This is a genomic window from Brachybacterium sp. P6-10-X1 (assembly GCF_001969445.1).
Lineage (GTDB): Bacteria > Actinomycetota > Actinomycetes > Actinomycetales > Dermabacteraceae > Brachybacterium.
In genome coordinates, this window is the sequence record NZ_CP017297.1 from 1,597,555 (window position 1) to 1,620,335 (window position 22,781).

General features: G+C 71.2%; 21 protein-coding genes. 11 read left to right on the forward strand and 10 right to left on the reverse strand.

Going from position 1 to position 22,781, the window contains the following annotated elements; all coding sequences use genetic code 11:
• Positions 1-121: 121 nt before the first annotated feature.
• From BH708_RS07275 to BH708_RS07285, 3 genes are all read left to right on the forward strand, one after another.
• Positions 122-2,350: an NADP-dependent isocitrate dehydrogenase gene (locus tag BH708_RS07275; RefSeq protein ID WP_076807761.1), complete on the forward strand. Its 2,229-nt coding sequence runs from the start codon at positions 122-124 to the stop codon at positions 2,348-2,350.
• A 440-nt stretch (positions 2,351-2,790) separates the two neighbouring features.
• The gene (locus tag BH708_RS19780; protein WP_157235800.1) at positions 2,791-3,093 is read left to right on the forward strand and encodes a hypothetical protein; all 303 of its coding nucleotides are present in this window, start codon (positions 2,791-2,793) and stop codon (positions 3,091-3,093) included.
• A gap of 12 nt (positions 3,094-3,105) precedes the next feature.
• A complete protein-coding gene (locus BH708_RS07285) occupies positions 3,106-3,894 on the forward strand; it encodes an alpha/beta fold hydrolase (RefSeq protein ID WP_076807764.1) in 789 nt (262 codons plus the stop codon).
• A 193-nt stretch (positions 3,895-4,087) separates the two neighbouring features.
• Here the strand turns inward: BH708_RS07285 and BH708_RS07290 are convergent, their stop codons facing one another.
• The 3 genes from BH708_RS07290 to BH708_RS07300 form a co-directional block, all read right to left on the reverse strand.
• Positions 4,088-4,990 (reverse strand): sulfite exporter TauE/SafE family protein, encoded by a 903-nt coding sequence (locus BH708_RS07290; RefSeq protein ID WP_076807766.1) that lies wholly within the window; start codon positions 4,988-4,990, stop codon positions 4,088-4,090.
• Positions 4,991-5,174: 184 nt separating this feature from the next.
• Complete coding sequence (tpx, locus tag BH708_RS07295) at positions 5,175-5,672, reverse strand: thiol peroxidase (protein ID WP_076810926.1); 498 nt, start codon at positions 5,670-5,672, stop codon at positions 5,175-5,177.
• A gap of 117 nt (positions 5,673-5,789) precedes the next feature.
• On the reverse strand, positions 5,790-6,659 hold the full coding sequence (locus tag BH708_RS07300; RefSeq protein ID WP_076807767.1) for a PPK2 family polyphosphate kinase: 870 nt from the start codon (positions 6,657-6,659) through the stop codon (positions 5,790-5,792).
• Positions 6,660-6,743: 84 nt separating this feature from the next.
• Here BH708_RS07300 and BH708_RS07305 point away from each other — a divergent pair, with 84 nt between their 5' ends.
• On the forward strand, positions 6,744-7,916 hold the full coding sequence (locus BH708_RS07305) for an amidohydrolase (protein ID WP_076807769.1): 1,173 nt from the start codon (positions 6,744-6,746) through the stop codon (positions 7,914-7,916).
• Here BH708_RS07305 and BH708_RS07310 read toward each other — a convergent pair whose 3' ends face one another.
• Both BH708_RS07310 and BH708_RS07315 read right to left on the reverse strand, forming a co-directional pair.
• Positions 7,917-8,279, reverse strand: a complete 363-nt coding sequence (locus BH708_RS07310) for a GNAT family N-acetyltransferase (protein ID WP_076807771.1) — start codon at positions 8,277-8,279, stop codon at positions 7,917-7,919.
• A 128-nt stretch (positions 8,280-8,407) separates the two neighbouring features.
• Positions 8,408-9,094: a PepSY domain-containing protein gene (locus tag BH708_RS07315; protein WP_076807773.1), complete on the reverse strand. Its 687-nt coding sequence runs from the start codon at positions 9,092-9,094 to the stop codon at positions 8,408-8,410.
• Between the two features lie 299 nt (positions 9,095-9,393).
• On the opposite strand from BH708_RS07315, the gene BH708_RS07320 reads away from it, so the two are divergent.
• A complete protein-coding gene (locus BH708_RS07320; RefSeq protein ID WP_076807774.1) occupies positions 9,394-11,862 on the forward strand; it encodes a phosphoketolase in 2,469 nt (822 codons plus the stop codon).
• 79 nt (positions 11,863-11,941) lie between these two features.
• Here BH708_RS07320 and BH708_RS07325 read toward each other — a convergent pair whose 3' ends face one another.
• Both BH708_RS07325 and BH708_RS07330 read right to left on the reverse strand, forming a co-directional pair.
• Positions 11,942-12,097 carry a hypothetical protein gene (locus tag BH708_RS07325; protein WP_157235804.1) on the reverse strand — a complete coding sequence of 52 codons (156 nt, stop codon included), beginning with the start codon at positions 12,095-12,097 and terminating at the stop codon, positions 11,942-11,944.
• A 358-nt stretch (positions 12,098-12,455) separates the two neighbouring features.
• Complete coding sequence (locus BH708_RS07330; RefSeq protein ID WP_076807778.1) at positions 12,456-12,665, reverse strand: DUF2945 domain-containing protein; 210 nt, start codon at positions 12,663-12,665, stop codon at positions 12,456-12,458.
• Positions 12,666-12,958: 293 nt separating this feature from the next.
• On the opposite strand from BH708_RS07330, the gene BH708_RS07335 reads away from it, so the two are divergent.
• Positions 12,959-13,291 carry an acylphosphatase gene (locus BH708_RS07335; protein WP_076810928.1) on the forward strand — a complete coding sequence of 111 codons (333 nt, stop codon included), beginning with the start codon at positions 12,959-12,961 and terminating at the stop codon, positions 13,289-13,291.
• Between the two features lie 42 nt (positions 13,292-13,333).
• On the opposite strand, the gene BH708_RS07340 is transcribed toward BH708_RS07335, so the two are convergent.
• On the reverse strand, positions 13,334-14,503 hold the full coding sequence (locus BH708_RS07340) for an MFS transporter (RefSeq protein ID WP_253705506.1): 1,170 nt from the start codon (positions 14,501-14,503) through the stop codon (positions 13,334-13,336).
• Positions 14,504-14,701: 198 nt separating this feature from the next.
• On the reverse strand, positions 14,702-15,349 hold the full coding sequence (locus tag BH708_RS07345) for an NAD(P)H-binding protein (protein ID WP_076807780.1): 648 nt from the start codon (positions 15,347-15,349) through the stop codon (positions 14,702-14,704).
• 167 nt (positions 15,350-15,516) lie between these two features.
• Here BH708_RS07345 and BH708_RS07350 point away from each other — a divergent pair, with 167 nt between their 5' ends.
• Entirely contained in the window at positions 15,517-16,518 is a 1,002-nt protein-coding gene (locus BH708_RS07350) for a DUF808 domain-containing protein (RefSeq protein ID WP_076807782.1), read from the forward strand.
• 168 nt (positions 16,519-16,686) lie between these two features.
• On the opposite strand, the gene BH708_RS07355 is transcribed toward BH708_RS07350, so the two are convergent.
• A complete protein-coding gene (locus tag BH708_RS07355) occupies positions 16,687-17,205 on the reverse strand; it encodes a phosphoribosyltransferase (protein WP_076807784.1) in 519 nt (172 codons plus the stop codon).
• Positions 17,206-17,559: 354 nt separating this feature from the next.
• On the opposite strand from BH708_RS07355, the gene BH708_RS07360 reads away from it, so the two are divergent.
• From BH708_RS07360 to BH708_RS07375, 4 genes are all read left to right on the forward strand, one after another.
• A complete protein-coding gene (locus BH708_RS07360) occupies positions 17,560-18,330 on the forward strand; it encodes a DeoR/GlpR family DNA-binding transcription regulator (protein WP_253705507.1) in 771 nt (256 codons plus the stop codon).
• Positions 18,327-19,283 (forward strand): 1-phosphofructokinase family hexose kinase, encoded by a 957-nt coding sequence (locus BH708_RS07365; RefSeq protein ID WP_076807785.1) that lies wholly within the window; start codon positions 18,327-18,329, stop codon positions 19,281-19,283. The genes BH708_RS07360 and BH708_RS07365 overlap by 4 nt, the downstream gene beginning before the upstream one ends.
• A 122-nt stretch (positions 19,284-19,405) precedes the next feature.
• The gene (locus BH708_RS07370; RefSeq protein WP_076807787.1) at positions 19,406-21,562 is read left to right on the forward strand and encodes a fructose-specific PTS transporter subunit EIIC; all 2,157 of its coding nucleotides are present in this window, start codon (positions 19,406-19,408) and stop codon (positions 21,560-21,562) included.
• A 229-nt stretch (positions 21,563-21,791) separates the two neighbouring features.
• A complete protein-coding gene (locus tag BH708_RS07375) occupies positions 21,792-22,601 on the forward strand; it encodes a TIGR02206 family membrane protein (RefSeq protein WP_253705508.1) in 810 nt (269 codons plus the stop codon).
• Positions 22,602-22,781: the final 180 nt, after the last annotated feature.

Here is a 22,781-nt window from a genome sequence, read left to right on the forward strand (position 1 = left end):
TGAGAGGGTCTCGTCACGTACCGTGGAGGTATCCGCATCGATGCTGCGGGCCCGCGCCCGCCGTCGATTAGTCTTGACGTCAAGACACATGCTGCACCGACCCGAGGGAGCCCCGCGACACATGGCGCGCATCATCTACACCCATACCGACGAGGCACCGATGCTGGCGACCGCATCGTTCCTGCCGATCCTCGACGCCTTCTCGAACACCGCCGGGATCGACGTCACCACCCGGGACATCTCCCTGGCCGGCCGCATCGTCGCGGCCTTCTCCGATCTACTGCCGGAGGACCAGCGCGAAGCCGACGCCCTGGCCGAGCTGGGCGAGCTGGCGAAGACCCCCGAGGCCAACATCATCAAGCTGCCCAACATCTCCGCCTCCGTGCCGCAGCTGAAGGCCGCGATCACGGAACTGCAGGAGCAGGGCGTCGCCCTGCCGGACTACCCGGAGTCCCCCGAGTCCGACGAGGAGAAGGACGTCCGCGCCCGCTACGACTCGGTCAAGGGCTCGGCCGTGAACCCCGTCCTGCGCGAGGGCAACTCCGACCGTCGCGCCCCCGCCGCGGTGAAGAACTTCGCCAAGGCGCACCCTCACCGCATGGGCGAGTGGTCCAAGGACTCCAAGACCTCCGTGGCGACCATGGACGCGGACGACTTCCGCTCCAATGAGCAGTCCGTGGTCATCGGCGGCGAGGACACGCTGTCGATCGTGCACGTGGGATCCGACGGCGCGGAGACCGTGCTGAAGCCCTCGATCCCTGTCCTCGCCGGTGAGGTCGTCGACTCCACGGTGATGCGGGCGGAGGCCCTGGATGCTTTCCTGCGCGAGCAGGTCGCCGCCGCCAAGGAGCAGGGAGTGCTCTTCTCCGTGCACCTGAAGGCGACGATGATGAAGGTCTCGGACCCGATCCTGTTCGGCCACGCCGTCCGCGCCATGTTCCCCACCCTGTTCGACCAGTTCGGCGACCAGCTCGCGGCCGCAGGGCTGTCCGCGAACCACGGCCTGGGCGGCATCCTCGCCGGGGTCGAGGAGTTCGACGCCGAGCTCCGCGACGGCGTGCGGGCCGTGATCGACAAGGACCTGGCCGACGGTCCGGATCTGGCGATGGTCGACTCCCACAAGGGCATCAGCAATCTGCACGTGCCCTCCGACGTCATCATCGACGCCTCCATGCCGGCGATGATCCGCACCTCGGGGCACATGTGGAACTCCGACGACGCCGAGCAGGACACCCTCGCGGTGATCCCCGACTCCTCCTACGCTGGCGTCTACGCCGCCACCGTCGAGGACTGCCAGAAGCACGGCGCCTTCGACCCCACCACCATGGGCACCGTGCCCAACGTCGGCCTGATGGCACAGAAGGCCGAGGAGTACGGCTCCCACGACAAGACCTTCGAGATCGCGGCCGACGGCCGGGTCGAGGTGCGCGACGGATCCGGCGCCGCCCTGATGAGCCAGGACGTGGCCCCCGGGGACATCTTCCGCGTCTGCCAGGCCAAGGACGCCCCGATCCGAGACTGGGTCCAGCTGGCGGTGCGCCGCTCGCGCGAGTCCGGGATGCCCGCCGTGTTCTGGCTCGATGCGTCCCGAGCCCACGACCGCAACCTCATCGAGAAGGTGAACACCTACCTCGCCGAGCAGGACACGGACGGGCTGGACATCCAGATCCTCTCGCCCGTCGAGGCCACGAAGCACACGCTGGCGCGGGTGCGTCGCGGCGAGGACACGATCTCGGTGACCGGCAACGTGCTGCGTGATTACTTGACCGATCTGTTCCCGATCATGGAGCTGGGCACCAGCGCCAAGATGCTCTCGGTGGTGCCGCTGATGAACGGCGGCGGACTGTTCGAGACCGGCGCGGGCGGCTCCGCCCCCAAGCACGTCCAGCAGCTGATCGAGGAGAACTACCTGCGCTGGGACTCGCTCGGCGAGTTCCTGGCGCTCGCCGAGTCGCTGCGCCATCTCGCCCGCACCGCGGACAACGCCCGCGCCGCCGTGCTCGCCGACGCGCTGGACCGCGCCACCGGGACGCTGCTGAACGAGGGCAAGCCCCCACAGCGCAAGCTCGGCAGCATCGACAACCGTGGCAGCCACTTCTACCTGGCCCTGTACTGGGCGCAGGAGCTCGCTCAGCAGAGCGAGGACACGGAGCTCGCGGAGGCTTTCGGACCGATCGCGAAGGAGCTCACCGACGGGGAGCGGACCATCGCCGAGGAGCTCCTGGCGGTGCAGGGCTCCCCCGCCGATATCGGCGGCTACTACCGTCCCTCCGATGCGAAGGCCGATGCGGTGATGCGCCCCTCGGCCACCTTCAACCGCATCCTCGAGGAGATCTCCGCGGCCCTGTGAGACCGCTGAGCTCCTGAGATCCTCGGCCGGCGCCGGTCCGGCCCGCCCCGTGCGGACCGGGCGGGCGTCGGCCGCTTTCGTGGTCCGTCCTCCGCGTGTTGGAGCGGCGCCCTGGGGATCCTCGTGCCGGCTCCACCTCGGCCCTGTTCCCTCCGATCGTCCCGGCCGAGACCTGCTTCGGCCTCTGAGCGACGCCAGCATCCCTGGTGGTCGTCCTTCTCGTGTCCCGGCACCGGGTGCGTGGGGCTCTGGCGCGACCTGGTGCCGTATCCACGGCCCGGACCCTGCTCCTGCGGTGCTCGACGGCCCGATGCGGGGCCGGCGCCGACCCCGCGCTGTCGGCGCTCGAGATCGGGCCGTTCTCGCAGCACCCTCTGCCGAGGGCTGGGGACGTCCTGGGGTGGCATGCCCGCGCCGCGCTCACGCTGCTGGTGCCGGCGATGCTCGCGATCCCGGCGCTCTGCCTGACCGTCGCCGCGCAGTGGACGGGACAGCCGATGCTGATTCCCGCCCTGGGACGCGAGGTGCTGCTGCCGGCGACGATCATCCTGGCCGGGTCAGGCATACTGCAGGCGGTGGGATGGACGACCACCGCGCAGGGTCCGCAGTCACTGCTGGCACCCGGCGTCCTGGGAGTCCTGCTCGCCGCCGCCCTGATCTGCTGCGCCCTGGCGTCCCGGAGGCGCTCCCCGGGAGCGCTCCCGGACCGACGTTCGGCGAGCGCTCCACCCCGAACGCACTGAACGAGGATCACCGTGCCACTCATCCCCTCCCCCGTCGACGGCATCGACCTGCGCTACGACGTGACCGGCACCGGCCCCGCCCTGGTGCTGCTGCACGGCTCCGTGCTCTCCCGCGCGATCTGGCGCGGGCTGGGCTACCTCGAGCCGCTGTCCGCCGAGCACAGGGTGATCCGGGTCGACCTGCGCGGCCACGGCCGTTCCGGCGCACCGCAGGATCCGGCCGCCTACACCCAGGCGATCTTCGTCGCCGACCTGCTGGCCGTGCTCGATGACGCGGGCGTCGACCGCGCGGCACTGCTGGGCTATTCGCTGGGCGCCCGGATCGCGCTGAGCGCGGCGCTCGAGCATCCCGGCCGCGTCCGGCGTCTGATCGGCCTCGGCGGCTCCGCCTCACCGCAGCGGGGGCAGGTGGACTCGGTGTTCTTCCCGGACGTGATCGACGTGGTGCGCGAGGGGGGCATGGAGGCGTTCTGCGCGGGGCAGGGGCTCGGGCCGGACGTCACCTCGCGGCGCGCCCGCGCGACCCGCACAGCGTTCCTCGCCGCCGACCATCGGGCGGTCGCGGCCCTGCTGGAGGCCACGGACGAGACCCCGGGCATCCCGGACGCGACACTCGCCGCCAGCACGGTCCCGGCGCTGTGGATGGCGGGCACCGAGGACCATCCCCGGTTCGAGGACTCGCAGCGTGCGGCGGAGGTGATGGCCGATGCGGAGTTCGTGCCGCTGCCGGGCCGCGACCACGGCGGCACCTTGTTCCCGCCCGACGAGGTCCTGGCCCACACCCTGCCGTTCCTGCGCTGAGGGAGCTCGAGACCGGCTGTCCGCCCACGCGCCCGATGGTCGAGCTCGCGCCGCGAACCGGCGGTCGACGCGATCGAGTGCGACCTACGAGACGGCTCGAAGACAGGGAAGGGCTCCCCGGGTCGCGCTCGACAGACCCGAGCCGGGACGAGCACCGGGTCGCGGGGGCGGGACGTCCCGCCGGAAACACCCCTCAGAGCACCTCGCCGACCAGGGCGGCCAGGGCGACCACGACGATGATGCCGCGCAGCAGCCACTCCGGCATCCGCTTGGCCAGGTGTGCCCCGAAGAAGCCGCCCAGCAGCGCGCCGAGCGCGATCGCGGCGCTGCCGATCCAGACGATCTCCGCGTCGAACAGGAAGAACGCGACCACGTACACGACCGCGGCGGCGAGGTTGACCGCGAGGCTCATGAGGTTCTTGATGGAGTTGACCGAACCCATCGAACGGCCGGTGAAGATGCCGAGGATCCCCAGGTACAGCACGCCCTGCGCGGCGGTGAAGTACCCGCCGTAGACCGAGGCGGCCCCGAGGGAGCCGATCAGAGCCGGCGAGCGCAGCGGACTGGACTGCCCGGACGCTCCCGTATCGCGGCCCGGGCCGGCCGCTCCCGTCCCCGCAGCCTTCTCCGTGCCTGACTCCGCGACCTTCTCCGCACTCGTCTCCGGGCCCGCCTCCCGACGCGCTTCCCGCTGCGTCGCCCGACGCTCTCGTCCCGATCGGATCGCGGCGGTGAGCCGCTTCTGGAAGAGGACCATCGCCAGGGCGAGAACGATGAGCACCGGCACGACGACGTCGAGCGCCGCCGCCGGGGAGACCAGGAGCAGGAGCGCCCCGGCCGTCGCGCCGACCGTGGCCGTGACCGTCACGGGCGCCAGGTGCTGTTTCTCGGCGACGATCTCCCGGCGGTATCCGAGGCAGGAGCCGAGGGTCGAGAAGAACATCCCCACCGTGTTGGTGCGCACCGCGACGCCCGGCGGGACGCCGACGGCCATCAGCACCGGGAGCGTCAGCAAGGACCCCGATCCCACGGCCGCGTTGATCGCACCGGCGATGGTGCCCATCACGAGCAGGACGATGAGGTTGAGCGGTTCCACGATCGCTGACCCTACTGTCGGCGACGGATCGGCGGCGGGATGTCCGGGCCCCCGCGCGGCGAGCAGGACAGGGCCCGGCCCGCCAGATGCGGACCGGGCCCCAGGACGGTGAGGTCACAGCAGGTCCATCAGGACTCCGCCCTCCTGCCTGATCTCCTGCCGTTCGTCCCTCACAGCACGTCCATCAGGCCAGAGCAGCCGTCGCGGCGTCGTAGTCCGGCTCCTCCCCGATCTCGGCGACCTGCTCGGTGTGGACGATCGTGCCGTCCGCGTCGGTCACGACGACCGCACGGGAGAGCAGGCCGGCCAGGGGACCGTCGGTCATCGTCACGCCGTAGTCGCCGCCGAAGGTGGAGCGGAAGGCGGAGCCGGTGACCACGTTCTCGAGGCCCTCGGCCCCGCAGAAGCGCGCCTGGGCGAAGGGCAGGTCCTTCGAGACGCACACCACGACGGTGTTCTCGAGGCCGGCGGCCATCTCGTTGAACTTTCGCACGCTCATCGCGCAGGTGCCGGTGTCCAGCGAGGGGAAGATGTTGAGCACGACGCGCTTGCCGGCGAGGTCCGCGCTCGCGACGGGGGCGAGGTCCTGGCCGACGAGCTCGAAGGCCGGCAGGGCCTCCCCGATCTCGGGCAGCTCGCCGACGGTGGTGACAGGGTCATTCTGGAAGGTGATGGAAGCCATGACCCCATCTTCGCCCTCCCGCCTGAACGGCACAAGCCGACTCCTGGGAGCCGCCCGACAGGTCAGGCGCGGCTGCGTCTCGACCCTCCCGCCCGCGGGCGGACGCCCGCCCCGCGCTCAGCCCATCGTCTCCCGCAACCGCGCCTTCTGTTCGTCGACGTCGACATCGGCCTCGGGCCACGAGGGGTCGATACCTCTCAGGGCGTCCAGCAGGAGCTGCTGCACGGCGAGGCGGGCGTACCACTTGCGGTCGGCCGGGACCACGGTCCAGGGCGCGTTCTTGGTCGAGGTGGCCCGCAGCGCGCGCGTGTACGCGTCCATGTAGGCGTCCCAGTGGGCGCGCTCGTCCACGTCGCCGGGGCTGAACTTCCAGTGCTTGTCGGGACGCTCGAGACGCTCCATCAGCCGCTCCCCCTGCTCCTGGCGGGAAATGTGGAGCATGACCTTGACGATCACGGTCCCGGCGTCGGTGAGCTCCTGCTCGAAAGCGTTGATCGCCGTGCAGCGCCGGCGGACCTCCGCCGCATCGGCCCAGCCGTGGACCCGGTGGATCAGCACGTCCTCGTACTGGGAGCGGTCGAACACGCCGATCATCCCGGGCTCGGGAGCGTGCTTGCGGATCCGCCACAGGAAGTCGTGGCGCTTCTCCGCCCGGGTGGGCGCCGTGAACGCGGTGATGTCCACGCCCTGCGGGTCGACGTCGCCGACCACGTGGCGCATGATGCCGCCCTTGCCGGAGGTGTCCATGCCCTGCACGATCAGCAGGACGGAGCGTCCGTCGTCCTGGTCGTGGTGAGCGGCGTAGAGCCGCTCCTGGAGCTCGCCGAGGTCACCGGCGCGCGCAGCGAGGCGCTCCTTGCCGTCGGCCTTCTTCCCGCCGAACCCCGGGGTCGCCCGAGGGTCCAGCTCGGTGACGTCCCCATCCCAGCTCGGACCGAGCGAGAACCCCGTCGGCCTCTGTTCTGCCTTCTTGCTCTTCTTCGCCATGCGAGCAGGCTATCCGGGGGCATCCCCGCCCCGCGGACATCGCACGGACTTGACTCTTCCGATCGGTCGGCGGAGTGTCCTGGCATGACGATCACCGCCATCACGAACGCCCATGTCCATCCCGTCTCCGCGCCGGCCTTCGACGGCACCGTCCTGGTCGAGGACGGCCGCATCACGGCGGCCGGCGAGGACGTCGCCGTCCCGGCGGGCGCCGAGGTCTTCGACGCGGACGGTGCCTGGCTGCTGCCGGGCTTCATCGACGCCCACGTCCACCTCGGGGTCGACGAGGAGGGCGAGGGATGGGCCGGTCAGGACACCAACGAGATGACGGATCCGGTGATGGCCGCCGCCCGCGCGATCGATGCGATCAACCCCGTCGAGATCGGGTTCGACGACGCGATCATCGGCGGCGTCACCGCCGTGAACGTCAACCCCGGCTCCGGCAATCCGATCGGCGGTCTGGCCGTCGCGATCCACACCCATGGCCGGGTGGTCGACGACATGGTGCTGCGCAGCCCGTCCGGGCTGAAGGCCGCCCTCGGCGAGAACCCCAAGCGCGTCTACGGCGAGCGCACGCAGACTCCGTCGACGCGCCTCGGTGTCGCCCTGACCATCCGCAAGGCCTTCGCCACGGCGCGCGCCTGGAGGGCGAAGGACGAGGCCGAACGCGATGCGGACCTGGTCTCCGAGGCGCTGGCCCGGGTGCTCAGCCGCGAGATCCCGTGGCGTCAGCACTCCCACCGCGCCGACGACATCGCCACCGCGCTGCGGCTCGCCGAGGAGTTCGGCTACGACCTGGTGCTGGACCACGGCACCGAGTCGTACCTGATCGCGGACAAGATCGCAGCCGCCGGGGTGCCGGTGCTGTACGGTCCGCTGATCGTGTCCCGCTCGAAGGTGGAGGTCCGCCACCGCACCCCGAAGGCGCCGGGTCTGCTCACCGCCGCCGGAGTGAAGGTCTCCATCATCACCGATCACCCGGTGGTGCCGATCGAGTTCCTGGTGCACCAGGCGGCGCTCGCGGTCAAGCACGGCATGGATGCGGACGACGCCCTGCGCGCGATCACCCTTCACCCCGCCGAGGTCCTCGGCGTGGCCGACCGGATCGGCTCGATCGAGACGGGCAAGGACGCGGACCTGGTGCTGTGGGAGGGCGATCCGCTCGACACTCGGAACCGCACGCTGCGGGTATGGCAGGGCGGCACCGAGGTCATGCATCGCGATGGGTCGGGCGAGCCGGTGGTCGCCGAGCGCTGATCACGGAGCGGGCGGGGGCGGGCCTTCCTCGCTCGCGGGCTCCTCGGCCGTGGCGGGCAGGCGGAAGCGTGCCCGGTCCTCGGCGGGCACCAGGTCGAGGTAGGAGACGAGGTCCTTGCGGATCGTGCGGTGCACGAGCGGGCAGTACGGGTGCAGTGCCAGGGACCGTTCGCGGACGTCGGCGAGCATCTCGCGCACGAGGCGGCCGGCCAGCCCCTGTCCTTGGAAGGCGGGGTCCACCTCGGTGTGCGTCGCCGCGAGGATGCCGGGCCGGAGCCGGTACTCGGCGAAACCGGCGAGCTCGCCGGCGACGCGGATCTCGTAGCGCGACGCCTCCGGGACGTCGTGGACGGTCGGTTCCATGTCTGCTCCTCGGGCTCTGGGTCGATGACCGCTGCTCAGCCGATCGGCATCCGGGCGATCAGCGTTCGATCGGTCCGTGCCGGACGGACCCGGGTCGGTCGGTCCTCGGCCGATCATTTCTCGGTCGATCAATCCTCGACGCGGACCTCACCACTGCTGACGTCGACGACGACCTCCACGTCATCCTCGCCGTCGGACGACTCGATGTCGAGCTGGTAGCGGATCGCGCCGTCGTCGGAGTCCAGATCCCAACCCGAGACCCGCCCGTCACGCTCCTGGACGGCGAGGTCGATGGCCTCCTGGGGCGTCATCGGCGCGGTGACGTCCACGACGGGGTCCTCGACCTTGTCGTCCTCCTCGTCGTGCTCGAGGACCTTCCCGGTGGTGGCGTCGATGTCGAGATCGTGCTCCTGGCCGTCGAGGGCCACCTCGATCTCCCAGACCCAGCCGCGATCGTCGTCGTGGTCGATCGAGACCGACACCGTCTCGCCGCCGCCCGCGGTCTGCACGGCGATGCCGACGGCTTCCTCGGCGGGGACCGGCAGCTGCGACGCGGCGAGGTCGGCGTCCGCGGGGAGCGCGGCCGCGTCCTCGGAACCTGAGGCGTCGGAGCCGGCGTCCTCGGAGGAACCGCCGCCGTCGCTCGCCGCGGTGTCGCCGCCGCCGTCGCTGGCGGAACTCCCGGAGCCCGCGCCCTGGGTGATGCCCTCATCGTTCTCGTCGGCCTGCCCACCGCAGCCGGCGGCGAGGGCGATCACGAGCGCGCCGAGGGCGGCGGCACGGGCGGTGGTGCGGGAACGCGTCGTGCGGGACATGTCCGGTCTCCTCCTGTGGGGCGTTCGCCCCGATGAGTGGTCGATGAACCCAGCGTAGAAACAATGTCCGGCTGCCGCGAGCTTCCTGAGAGCACTCTCATCGCCCTCTCATCCGCGGCGCGCACCGCGGACTGTTCCATGGCCCGTCGGCCCCTCCCCCGTCCGATCCGAACCGGAGGCCGGCCCGGACCTGTCGCAGACCCGAGTCCGGCACTCGCCCTTCCCTCGCCTCCGGGCCCGCCGTACGGTGAGGTCAGGCCCTCCGGGCCCTCGATGTCACCCACGTGCTGGAAGGCGTCATGACCACCACCGCGACCTGGCCGAACTCCCCCGCCCACGCCCCCACCGAGGAGGAGCTCGACCGGCTCCACGCCTGGTGGCGAGCCGCGAACTACCTCTCGGTCGGGCAGATCTATCTGATGGACAATCCGCTGCTGCGCCGGCCCCTGCAGCGCGAGCAGATCAAGCCGCGTCTGCTCGGCCACTGGGGCACCACCCCGGGTCTGACCTTCTTGTACGCCCATGCGAACCGGGCGATCCGACAGCGGGGCTTGAACGCGCTGTACATCACCGGCCCCGGCCACGGCGGCCCGGGTCTGGTGGCCGCCAGCTATCTCGAGGGCACCTACTCCGAGGTCTACCCCGCCGTGGGACAGGACGAGGAGGGGATGAAGCAGCTGTTCACGCAGTTCTCCTTCCCCGGCGGAATCCCCTCGCACGTCGCCCCGGAGACCCCCGGGTCGATCCACGAGGGCGGCGAGCTCGGGTACTCCCTCTCCCACGCCTACGGGGCGATGTTCGACAGCCCTGACCAGATCGCCTTCACGGTGGTCGGCGACGGCGAGGCGGAGACCGGCCCGCTGGCGACCTCCTGGCACTCCAACAAGTTCGCGAACCCCCAGCAGGACGGCGTGGTGCTGCCGATCCTGCATCTGAACGGGTACAAGATCGCGAACCCGACGGTGCTGGCGCGGATCGGCGACGAGGAGCTCGAGGCGCTGCTGCGCGGCTACGGCCACACGCCGCTGTTCTTCACCGGCGGCTTCGACGACGAGGACCCGCTGGTCACGCACGAGCGATTCGCCGTCGTGCTGGACTCGGCCCTCGACCAGATCGCACAGATCAAGCAGCAGGCGCAGGAGGACGCTGCGGCCGGACGCGAGAGCGAGCGCCCGGCCTGGCCGATGATCGTCTTCCGCACCCCGAAGGGCTGGACCGGGCCGAAGACCGTCGACGGCCACGTGACCGAGGGCTCCTGGCGCTCGCACCAGGTGCCGCTGGGCGGTGCCCGCGACAGCGACGAGCACCTCGCCGAGCTGGACGCCTGGCTGCGCTCCTACCGCCCCGAGGAACTCTTCGACGAGGACGGGCGACTGCTCGAGACCATCGCGGAGACCGCGCCCCCTGCAGACCATCGGATGTCGGCGAACCCCTCGACCAACGGCGGTTCCGTGCTGAAACCGCTGCGGCTGCCGGACTTCCGCGAGCACGCGGTGGAGGTCCCGCGTCCGGGCGGCACGATCGCCGAGGCCACCCGGGTGCTGGGGGCGTGGCTGCGTGACGTGATCGACGAGAACCCCACCACCTTCCGGATCTTCGGACCCGACGAGACCGCCTCGAACCGGCTGCAGGCCGTCTACGAGCGGACCGACAAGCAGTGGAACGCCGAGTTCGAACCCCACGACCGCGAGGAGCATCTCGCGCGGGCCGGACGGGTCATGGAGGTGCTCTCCGAGCACCAGTGCCAGGGCTGGCTCGAGGGGTATCTGCTCACCGGCCGGCACGGCGTGTTCTCCTCCTACGAGGCGTTCATCCACATCGTCGACTCCATGGTCAATCAGCACGCGAAGTGGTTGAAGGTGACGAACGAGCTGGAGTGGCGTCGGCCGCTGGCGTCGCTGAACTACCTGCTCAGCTCGCACGTATGGCGCCAGGACCACAACGGGTTCTCCCATCAGGATCCCGGCTTCATCGATCACATGGTCAACAAGAAGGCCGAGATCGTCCGGGTGTACCTGCCACCGGATGCGAACACGCTGCTGTCGATCTACGACCACTGCCTGCGCTCGCGTCAGTACGTGAACGTGGTCGTCGCCGGCAAGCAGCCGGGCCCCACCTGGCTGTCGATGGACGAGGCGATCGTCCACTGCACGCGGGGCCTGGGCATCTGGGAGTGGGCCGGCACGGAGGTCGACGGCGAGGAGCCCGAGGTGGTGCTGGCCTGCGCCGGGGACGTCCCCACCCTCGAGACGCTCGCCGCCGCGAAGATCCTGCGCGAGTGGATCCCCGCGCTCCGGGTCCGGGTGGTCAACGTGGTCGATCTGATGCGTCTGCAGGACGACTCCGAACATCCGCACGGGCTCTCGCAGCGGGACTTCGACGGGCTGTTCGGCCAGGACATCCCGGTGGTGTTCGCGTACCACGGGTATCCCTGGCTGATCCATCGCCTCGCCTACCGCCACGATCGCAGCTCGCGGATCCACGTGCGCGGTTACAAGGAGGAGGGTACGACCACCACGCCCTTCGACATGCTGATGCGCAACGACACCGACCGCTTCCACCTGGTGATGGACGTGATCGATCGGGTCGGGGGGCTCGCGACCCGATACGCGGGGCTGCGTCAGCAGATGGAGGACGAGCGGTTCCGGGCCCGGGCCTACGCGTACGAGCACGGGGAGGATCCGCCGGAGATCTCGGGGTGGCAGTGGGACGAGGGCGCCGGTGCCCAGGACGAGACGTCCGGGGGCACCGGAGGAGACAACGAGTGAGGCGACTGCGGGCCGTCCCGTCGGCGCTCGGTCCTCAGGTCCCCCGTCCTCAGGTCCCCCGTCCTCAGGTCCCCCGTCCTCAGGTCCCCGGTTCGTCGGTGCCCCGTCCTCGGGCGGTCACGCTCCGGTGCAGGTCGGGAACGTCGGCGTGGCGCCGGTACTGGGCCGAGACATAGGTCGCGACCGCGCCGGTCAGTGAACGCGGGGTGCACACCTCGGCGCTGGAGGATCCCATCGCCCGCAGCCTCGCGGCCGCGGTCCGGCAGATCGCACGCTCGAACCGGCGCACGCGGTGGTCCGCTCCGCCCCGTGCGCATGATGGAAGCCCACGTCCCCGGGGTGCAGATGCAGCGGCACGTCATCATCGGTCTGCCAGGTGCGCAGCACCGCCAGGACATGCTCGAGCTCCTCGGGGCCCGGGACGCTCAGGACCGTCCCGGCCGTCGGGAGCCTCAGGGGTCTCGGAGGCGTCGGAGATCTCGGGGGCGTCGCCATGGGCGAATCCCATCACCGGCGACGACGCCACGTCCAGGCCATTGCAGGGCAGCACCGTCGGGGTGCACCGCCCAGCGTCCCGGACGGCGGGTCGTGCGTCAGTCGGCACGTCGCAGGGCGCTGCCCTTGTGCATCGCCACGTGATCGGTCTTGTCGCTCGCGATCTCGTACTGCGGATCGTCCGGGCTGCAGTGCCGGGTGCGTCCCTTGAACTGCACGTCCTTCGTGTGTGTGGCCGTGATGACGCCGCTGACGACGCCGGCCTCCGAGTTCCATTGCACATGGTCGCCCACCGAGAAATCCGTCATGGCCCGATCCTGCCACCAGCGGCGCGGGGACGTTCGAGCGATCGGTCGGCGTCCCGCCCGGGCGGTGCCGGTGCTGGTGCTGTGCCAGCGCCAGCGCCAGCGCCAGCGCACCGAATCAGATCCCACCACGACCGACGTCGGCGCTCGTGCCGGTCCTCCGGCCCACAGAACTGACGGTCCAGGTCCCGGGGCTCACCGGCGGAGCGGACGCGGAATGGACGCCTGCTCGTGACAGCCGCACAATGGGACGGAGCGAACGACATGAGCACCTCCGTCCGGAACTGCAGGTCGCGATGACAGAGCACGAACCGACCGAACGAGCCCGACCGCCTGTTCCCAGCGATCCCGCCGGCCACCGAGTGCGTCGGATCGTCCGCGTCCGCGGGCAGGTGCAGGGCGTCGGATTCCGGATGTCGGCGGCCTCGCAGGCCGCGCGCCTGGGCGTGAGCGGGACCGTGCGCAATCTGTGGGACGCCTCGGTGGAGGCCGACGTCGAAGGGTCCGCTGAGGCGGTCGAGCAGATGATCAGCTGGCTGCGCGAGGGCCCGCCCAGCGCGCAGGTCAGCGGGATCGATGTGCGCTCCGAACAGCCTCGCGGGGCCGAGAGCTTCCGCATCACCGACTGAGACCGGGCGTCGCGACGCGCCCGCTCGGCCGTCGCGCGCTGCTCACGCCGTCGCGCGCTGCGCCGGCGTGGTGCGCAGGTAGTGCACGGCGACGAGCACCCCCGCGATCACCATCACCGTGGACGTCAGGATCACCGCGGTCTGACCGGCGCCCTCCAGCAGCACCCCGCCGATGAGGGCTCCGCTCGCGATCGCGGCGTTGAACACCGCGCTGTTCAGCGCCGTGCCCTCCTCGATGACCTCGCTGGCCTGGCTGTTCACGAAGGCTTGGACGGTCACCGAGACCGCCCCGACGAACAGTCCCCACACCAGCATGACCAGCAGCGCCGAGACCGGACCGCGCATCAGCACCAGCACCGCGAGCAGCCCGGCGCCGATGCCCGTGGAGACCACGAGCACGCCGATCGCGGCGCTGCGCCGCAGCAGCGGGGCCACCGCGAAGTTGCCGATCAGCCCGGCGATCCCGTAGGCGAGCAGCATCCCGCCCACGCGGGTGACCGGCACCTCGCCCCGCTCCAGCAGGATCGGGCTGATGTAGGCGTAGGTGATGAACTGCGCGACGACCACCAGCACCGCGAAAGCCAGCGCGTAGCGCACGCCGCGGTGCCGGGCGGCGGCCAGCATCATCTGCGGGGTCACCCGGGATTCGGTGCGGACGGGTCGGACGAGCACGAGCAGCAGCACGGTCACCACGGCCGCGGCGGCGCCGACGACGGCGAAGGCGGAGCGCCACCCCAGGTGGGTCCCGATCCAGGCTCCGACGGGGACGCCCAGGACCAGGGCGGCACCGGCCCCGCCGAAGGCGAGGGTCAGGGCACGGGCGGCCTGCTCGCGGGGCACCTGGCCGAGGGCGACGATGGCCATCACCGCCCAGTACAGGCCGATCGAGATCCCTGCGAACAGTCGGGCGATCAGCAGCACCGCGAAGGTCGGCGCGACCACGCTGAGCACGCAGGAGACCACCACGGAGGCCATGGCGATCACCGGCACCAGACGACGGTCCATCCCGCGCACGATCACCGGGGTGAGCAGGGCGACGACCCCGGCGAGGATCCCGGGGACGGTCACGGCGAGGCCGGCGACGCCCTCGCTGACCCCGAGGTCCGGTGCCATCACGCTGAGCACGCCGATCGGCAGCTCCTCGATCGTGACGAGCACGAAGATCCCCACCGCCAGCGCCGTCACCGCTGCCCATCGACGTGCGCCGTCCACTGCTGCTCCTTCACCTCGTGCTCGGGTCGCTCGCGACCCACCCGCCGTTCTGCGTGCACCGTCACGACCCGCCCGCACCGCGGCAGCTGTCTGCACCACGGCAACTGTCTGCACCGCGGCAGCTGTCCGGACCGTCGACGGCCCCGTCCATCCTGCCGGATGACGGGGCCGTCGACGTCGACCGTTCGTGCGGGTGCCTCAGCGCGCGGCGTCGAGGGCGGCGCCGATCTCCTGCTCCCCGTCGTTGAAGGCGAGGAACTTCCCGGCGGTGGCGGGCCGCTCGAGCACTGCCGCGATCACGCGGGCGACGTTCCCGCGCGCGACGGTGCTGCCCTCGGAGGCGGCCAGGTCGATGCTCCCGCTGGGCTCCTCGAGGGTGAGCCCCGAGGGGCCGAGGACGGTCCAGTCCAGCTGCGAGTCCTGCAGATGGGCGTCGGCACGCGCCTTCGCCTCGGCGTAGGCGTGGAACGGCTCGCTCTCGGGCACCCCGTGGTCGAGGGAGGCTCCGAAGTAGCTGACCATCACGTAGCGGTCCGCGCCGACCCGGGCGGCGGCGTCCATCGACGCGATCGCCGCGTCGTGGTCGACGGCCCAGGTGCGCTGTGGGTCCCCGCCGCCGGCGCCGGCGGCCCACACCACCGCGTCCTTGCCGCGCAGCAGCTCGTCCCAGCCGGCGGCGTCCAGCGATTCGATGTCCGCCACGACGGCCTTCGCGCCGGTGGCCTCGACCTCCGCGACCTGCTCCGGGTTACGGATCACCGCGTGGACGGTGTGCCCCGCCTGTGCCAGCAGCGGCTCCGCGAGCAGCGCGATCTTGCCATGTCCTCCGATGAGTGCAATATCCATACCCCCACCTTTGCACCGTCATCGCGCGGCGTCGAGGCCCGGGGGCGGTGGTTCGCTCTCAGAGCACATGTCGGTGACGGCGCGAAGGAACGGAGAGCGGAGCACTCCCGCTATCCTGACCCCGACCGTCGACGGACGGTCGGGACCCCGGGGGAAGGAATCTCGCCATGGCCGGTGGCCTCGCCGCCCTGCTCGATGACGTCGCCGCGCTCGCACGTCTGGCCGCCGCCGGCGCCGACGACGTGGCCGCCGCCTCCGCGAAGGCGAGCTCGAAGGCGATGGGCGTGGTCATCGACGACGCCGCCGTCACGCCGCAGTACGTCCGGGGCATCAAGCCCAAGCGCGAGCTGCCGATCATCTGGCGCATCACCAAGGGGTCGCTGCGCAACAAGCTGGTCTTCATCCTGCCGGTCCTGCTGCTGCTCAGCGTCTTCGCCCCGTGGCTGCTCACGCCGATCCTCATGCTCGGCGGCCTCTATCTCAGCTTCGAGGGTGCCGAGAAGATCTGGGAGCTGGTGCGCGGGAAGCCCAAGAAGGCGCCGGCCACGTCGAAGGGAGCCGAGGCCGAGGACAAGATCGTCACGAGCGCCGTGCGCACGGACCTCATCCTCTCCGCCGAGATCATGGTCATCTCCATGAACTCCATCGACACGGAGTCCCTGTGGGCACGGGCCGCGGTGCTGATCGTCGTCGCGATCGGCATCACGGCGCTCGTCTACGGCGCAGTCGGGATCCTGGTGAAGATGGACGACGTCGGCCTGGCCATGACCGAGGACGGGGACTCCGCGTTCGCGCAGAGGTTCGGTGCCGGCCTGGTCGGCGCGATGCCGAAGGTCATGGAGGTCATCAGCTACGTCGGCATGGTCGCGATGCTCTGGGTGGGTGGCCACATCCTGCTGGTGGGCACCGATGAGCTCGGGCTCGCCCAGCCCTACGGTCTCGTGCACCACCTCGAGGTCGCCGTCGGGACCGTCGCCGGGATCGGTGCCGTCCTCGCCTGGCTGGTGAACACCGCCTCCTCCTTCGTGTTCGGCCTGATCATCGGCGCCGTCGTCGTCATCATCGTGCACTTCCTGCCCTTCGGGCACCACGGGGACGAGGACGCGGAGCACGGCGACGCCGAGCCGACCGAGAAGGACCCGGCGACCGGGCAGGAATCGAAGGACTAGACGGGAGATCCCCTGGAGGTGCGAGCACACCGGGCGCCGTTCGGCGGCGCCGAGCAGCCCTCGAGCTATCCGGCGAGGCTGCGGCGTCCGTGGGGAGCAGAGCCTGACAAGTCTTCGCAGACCGTGACGATCACGCTCAGACGGTGACCATCACGCTCGAGGTCGGCCTCAGACGCTCCCGGCCGACGGGGTGACCGGCGGTTCGGCGGACCAGGGGAAGACGATCCACTCGTCGGTGCGACGCCACACGTAGTCCGGGGTGACGGCGGAGGCGGACTTCGCGTACAGCACGGCGCTGCGGGCGTCGGCCCCCATCTCGCGCAGCAGGTCCAGGACCAGGGCGAGGGTCCGACCGGAATCCGCGACGTCGTCGACGACCAGCAGTCGCTTGCCCTGGATCGAATCGGTGTCGAGCATCGGGGCCAGCAGCACCGGGTCCGGCAGGGTCTCGTGCACGTCGGTGTAGAACTCGACGTTGATGGCGTCGGCGAGCTTCAGGCCCAGCGCGTAGGACAGCGATCCTGCCGGCAGCAGACCGCCGCGGGCCACCGCGATGACGATCTCCGGATCGAAGGCGGAGTCGGCGATAGTCTGCGCGAGCTCTCGCGAGGCAGTGCCGAACAGTTCCCAGTCCAGGACCTCCTTGGTCGAGAGCTCGGACGAGTCGGCATGGAAGGCCTGGGACATGCGGTCACTTCTCCTCGGGTGCGGTCGGCGCAGAGTGCTCCGATGGTATCCGCCGACGGGTCGTGCACGGTCGTCGCAGGCGGGTGCACGCGAGGGAGGTCTCGTCCCGGCGCCGCGGGAGACGATCCAACGCCCCGGCATCTGCTGCCCGTCGCCGGTTCGCCGTATCGCCGCCCGTGCCTCGACGGGCGATCGGTGGTGCTCCGACATCTCTAACCAACCATCTCCACACAGTCCAACACATCCCAAATGTTGTTTTCAGTGGGTTCGAGGCGTAGAGTCCTGACATCCGCCGTCGGGGAGGACCTCTCGGATCGCCCGGACGGCGCGGATGCTCCCCCTTCGATGAGGCAGGTGACCCGCGTGTACGCTCGCGAACGACAGCGCCAGATCCGCGAGATCCTCAGCAGCTCCGGACGGGTCACCGTCACGGCGCTGGCCGAGCATTTCGCGGTGACCACCGAGACGGTGCGCCGCGACCTCGACCAGCTCGCCGCGCAGGAGCTCCTGGTCCGCGTGCACGGTGGCGCCGTCCCCCGCAGCACCACCGAGGTCGAGCCCGACCTGGATTCCCGGCGCACGACCCACGTGGAGGCCAAGCGTCGGATCGCTCTCGCCGCAGCGCGCCTGCTGCCCACCGACCCTCGCGCCGCGGTCCTGCTGGACGCCGGCAGCACCACGGCCGAGCTGCTCCCCCACCTCGCGCCCCGCCGCGGACCGGTGATCACCAATGCCCCTGCGATCGCCCAGGGAGCCCTGGTCCACACCGAGCTCGAGGTGCACCTGCTGCCCGGCCGCGTGCGCCCCACCACGCAGGCAGCGGTGGGCTCCGCCACGGTCGACGCGGTGCGTGCGCTGAACTCCGAGGTCGCGTTCCTCGGCTGCAACGGCCTGGACGCGGAGGGATTCACCACGCCCGATCCGGACGAGGCCGCCGTGAAGTCCGCGATGGTCCGCTCGGCCGGGCGGCGCGTGGTCCTCGCGGACTCCTCCAAGGCCGGGACGCGCCACCTGGTCACCTTCGCGCGCAGCACCGAGATCGACGCCCTCGTGACCGACGGCGCCCTGCCCGACGAGATCCACTCGTCCCTGGTCGAGGCCGGGATCGAGGTGATCCAGGCGTGATCATCACCCTGACGGCGAACCCCTCGCTGGACCGCACCGTCGACCTCGGCGGCCCCCTCACCCCCGGCGGCGTGCACCGGATCGCGAGCGAGACCACCCAGCCCGGCGGCAAGGGAGTCAACGTCGCCCTCGGCGTGCAGCGGGCCGGACTCGACGTCACCGCGATCCTGCCGGCGGCGCCGCACGATCCCCTGCTCGCGCTCCTGGAGGCCGACGGCCTCCCGCACCGCGCCAGTCCCGTCGCGGGACGGACCCGGACCAACCTCACCGTGCTGTCCACGCCGCAACAGACGACGAAGCTCAACGAACCGGGCGACACCCTGACCCCGGCCGAGATCTCCGCCCTGGAGCAGCTGCTGCTGTCCGCGGTCGAACCGGGCGACGTCGTCATGCTCTCGGGATCGCTCGCCCCCGGCATGCCCGTCGACGAGTACGTGCGCCTGATCGACCAGCTCCGGGGCAAGGACGTCCGCGTGGGCGTGGACACCTCGGACGCGCCGCTCGACGCCCTCGCCGCCGCTCTGCCGATCACCGCACCGGACTTCCTCAAGCCCAATGCCGAGGAGCTCGGTCAGATCGTCGGCCTCAGCGGCGAGCAGCTCGAGGAGCAGGCCGCGGCCGGGGACCTCGACGGGGTCCGAGAGGCCGCGCTGCGGCTGCACGACCGGGGCGTCGGTTCCGTGCTGGTGACCCTCGGCGGATCGGGCGGGCTGCTCGCGACCCAGGGCGCGGCCTGGTACTGCCCCTCGCCCGTCGTGCCCCTCGGCTCCACCGTCGGTGCCGGGGACTCCGCGACCGCCGGCTATCTCATCGCCCGCATCCGCGGGGAGGGACCTCGGCACTGCCTGGCCCGTGCCCTCGCCTACGGCACGGCGGCCGTGGGACTGCCGGGCACCACCATCCCGTACCCGGAGCAGGTCCGCCCCGAGGTGGAGCGCGTCGTGCGGGTCTGACCGCTCCGCCCTCGCCACCACCGCACCCGTTCCACCGCCCTGGATCAATCCCCTGCGGCCCCTGCGCCTCAGACCCCTCCGCCTCCCGGCATCCCGGGAGCGATCGTCGAAGGAGAATCACCATGCCCGGATCACTGATGACCCCTGAGCTGGTCCGCCTGGAGGTGCCCCCTCCCGGCGACAAGAACGCCGTGATCGGCCTGATGGCCGATCTCGTCGCCGCCACCGGTCGCGCGGATCGCGACGGCCTCGAGGCGGGCCTGCTGAAGCGCGAGGAGTCCTTCGCCACCGGCATGCCCGGCGGCTTCGCGATCCCCCACTGCCGCACCGAGGCCGTGCACGAGGCGGCCCTGGGCTTCCTGCGCCTGTCCGAGCCGGTCGACTTCGGATCGGCCGACGGGCCGGCCGACCTCGTGATCGGCATCGCCGCCCCGGCAGGGACCGATGACCAGCACCTGAAGCTCCTCGCCCAGCTGTCCCGTGCGCTGATCCGTCCCGAGTTCCTCGCGGACCTGCGCGCCGCCCAGGAGCCGCACGAGGTCTCCGACCTGGTGATGGGGATCCTCGAGCCGGAGGAGGAGAAGCAGACGGAGACCGCCGCCGCGGGCGACCCCGCCACCGGGGGGCACGCCCCCGACGGGGCGCCATCGGCCGACGGAGCCGTGGGCGACGACGCCGGGACCCCCGCAGCCACCGGTGCCCCCGGAGATGTCCTGGTCGCCGGAGATACCCGGACGGCCGACGACGCCGACTCCACCCCGGTGCTGCTGGCGATCACCTCCTGCCCGACCGGCATCGCCCACACCTACATGGCCGCCGAATCCCTCGAGAACGCGGCGAAGGACAAGGGCGTCGAGCTGCACACCGAGACCCAGGGCTCCGGCGGCATCACGCCCTTCACCGATGAACAGATCGCCTCCGCCGGCGCGCTCATCGTCGCGGCCGACGTCAGCATCTCGGGACGGGAGCGCTTCGCCGGCCTCCCCCTCGTCGAGCACCCGGTCAAGCGGGCCATCTCGCACGGATCCGAGATGGTCGACGAGGCGATCGCGGCGGTGTCGGACCCCTCGGCGCGCCGGGTTCCCGCCGCCGGCGGCGAGGGCGCGAAGGACGCCGGCTCCTCCGCCTCCTCCGAGTCCGCAGCGCGGCAGTCCTGGCCCAGGCGCATCCAGGCCTCCGTGATGACCGGCGTGTCCTACATGATCCCGTTCGTCGCCGCCGGCGGACTGCTGATGGCGCTCGGCTTCCTCATCGCGGGCTTCGACGTCGCCTTCGTCGCCCAGGACGTCGCCACCGGATCCTCCCTGGGCGACCTGCCGGGCCACCGGTCCTACGAGGGCGCCACGGGCACCATCGAGACCGAACGCGCAGGACTGGCGCTCTATCTCGGCGCCGTCCTGTTCACCCTGGGGTCCACGGGGATGGGCTTCCTGGTGGCCGCGCTGTCCGGCTACATCGCCTTCGGACTGGCCGGACGTCCCGGCATCGCTCCCGGCTTCATCGGCGGCGCCGTCTCCGTGCTCATCGGCGCGGGCTTCCTCGGCGGTCTCGTCACCGGTCTACTGGCCGGTCTCGTCGCCCTGTGGCTGACGACCCTGAAGCCGCCGCGGTGGCTCGCCGGGCTGATGCCCGTCGTGATCATCCCGTTGGTGACCTCCCTCGTCGTCGGCGGCCTGATGCTCCTGTTCCTGGGCCGACCGCTCGCCACGCTGATGACCACGCTGCAGGACGGCCTGACCGGGATGTCGGGCTCCTCGGCGATCCTGCTGGGCGTCATCATCGGGCTGATGATGTGCTTCGACCTCGGCGGCCCCGTGAACAAGGCGGCCTACCTCTTCGCCACGGCCGGTCTGTCCCAGGGCACCGAGGCGTCCTTCGAGATCATGGCGGCCGTGATGGCCGCGGGCATGGTGCCGCCGCTGGCGATGGCACTGTCGACCGTGGTGCGGCGCCGGCTCTACACGGATCTGGAGCGGGAGAACGGCACCACCGCCTGGCTGCTCGGCGCCGCGTTCATCACCGAGGGTGCCATCCCCTTCGCCGCGGCCGATCCGCTGCGGGTGATCCCCTCGATGATGACCGGCGGTGCTGTCGCCGGTGCACTGGTGATGGCCTTCGGCGTCGGCTCCCAGGCCCCGCACGGAGGCATCTTCGTCGCCTTCGCGATCAGCCCGATCTGGGGATTCGTGATCGCGATCCTCGCCGGCGCCCTGGTCGCCGGGGCCGTGGTCACGGTGCTGAAGGAGGGCGCACGGCGCAAGCGCGCGGTGGCCGCCTGACCCGCAGCACCCGCAGCATCCCAGCGGCGTCACGGGCCTCGACCGCGCGGGAGCCTTTCCCCCGCTGGGAGGTTCGGGACGATCGCACGGGATCGCCGGAAGCGCCCCGCCCCGGCGGGACGCTTCCGTATGCTCGACCCCGATACCTCGACCCCGATACGGGGGATCCACGACGGCTCACAGCGTCGCGGCTCACGGGTCACGGACAGCTCAGGGAAGAAGGACGGCGATGCGGGAGTCCGACGGCGTCCTATCGGCCGAGGGCGCCCTGGGGCACATGCCCGCCTACGGGAGCGCGCACCTGAGCATGCTCGTCCTGCTCGTCCTCGCCGCGGTGCTGCTGGTCCGCTGGGCCCGGCGCGCCGAGACCGCACAGGTCGATCACGTCCTGCGGGTCGCCGGCTGGGCGCTGCTGGCCAACTCCGTGTTCTGGACCCTCTGGGGATTCATGCCCTGGTCCTGGAACCTCCAGGAGTCGCTGCCCCTGCACTACTCCGACGCCCTGCGCTTCATCGCTCCGATCGCCCTGATCACGAGGGCCCGCTGCGCGATCGTGATCAGCTACTTCTGGGGTCTGACCCTGAACATGCAGTCGGTGCTCACACCGGACGTCAACTACTTCGTGTGGATCCCGCTGGAGTTCGTCGAGTACTGGATCGCGCACCTGAGCGGGGTGCTCGTCCCCGTCGTCCTGACCTGGGGGCTGCGCTTTCACCCCACCTGGCGCGGCTACCGGGTCACCTTCGCGATCACGCTCGGGTGGGCGGTGCTGGCCTTCTCGCTGAACCTCCTGGCGGGCACGAACTACGGCTATCTCAACGGCGCGCCCGACGGTCCCAGCCTGCTGGACGTGATGGGTCCCTGGCCGCTCTACCTGCTGGTCGAAGCCGTCGCGGTGGCAGGGGTGTGGGCCCTGATGACCTGGCCGTGGGTCGCCGCCGACCGGCGCCGCGGAACGCCTCTCGCCGGTCCGGGAGCGCTGCTGCGGCAGCCGGTCGCGGCGGCTGGACGGGTCCGTCCACCTGTGGTGACGCGGTGAGGCGTCCGGTGCGCCCGGTGTCCACGGACCCGGCAGCTCCCCGCCGCTCCTCGGACCAGGTCCCCGCCCGCCCGGTACGACGTCCGAGACGCCTCGGACGACGGGAGGGGCCCCGAGGCCGCAGGACGTGGCGGTCGGCACGAGAGGGCGACCGGGAGGGTTTCCCGAGGTCGTAGGAGG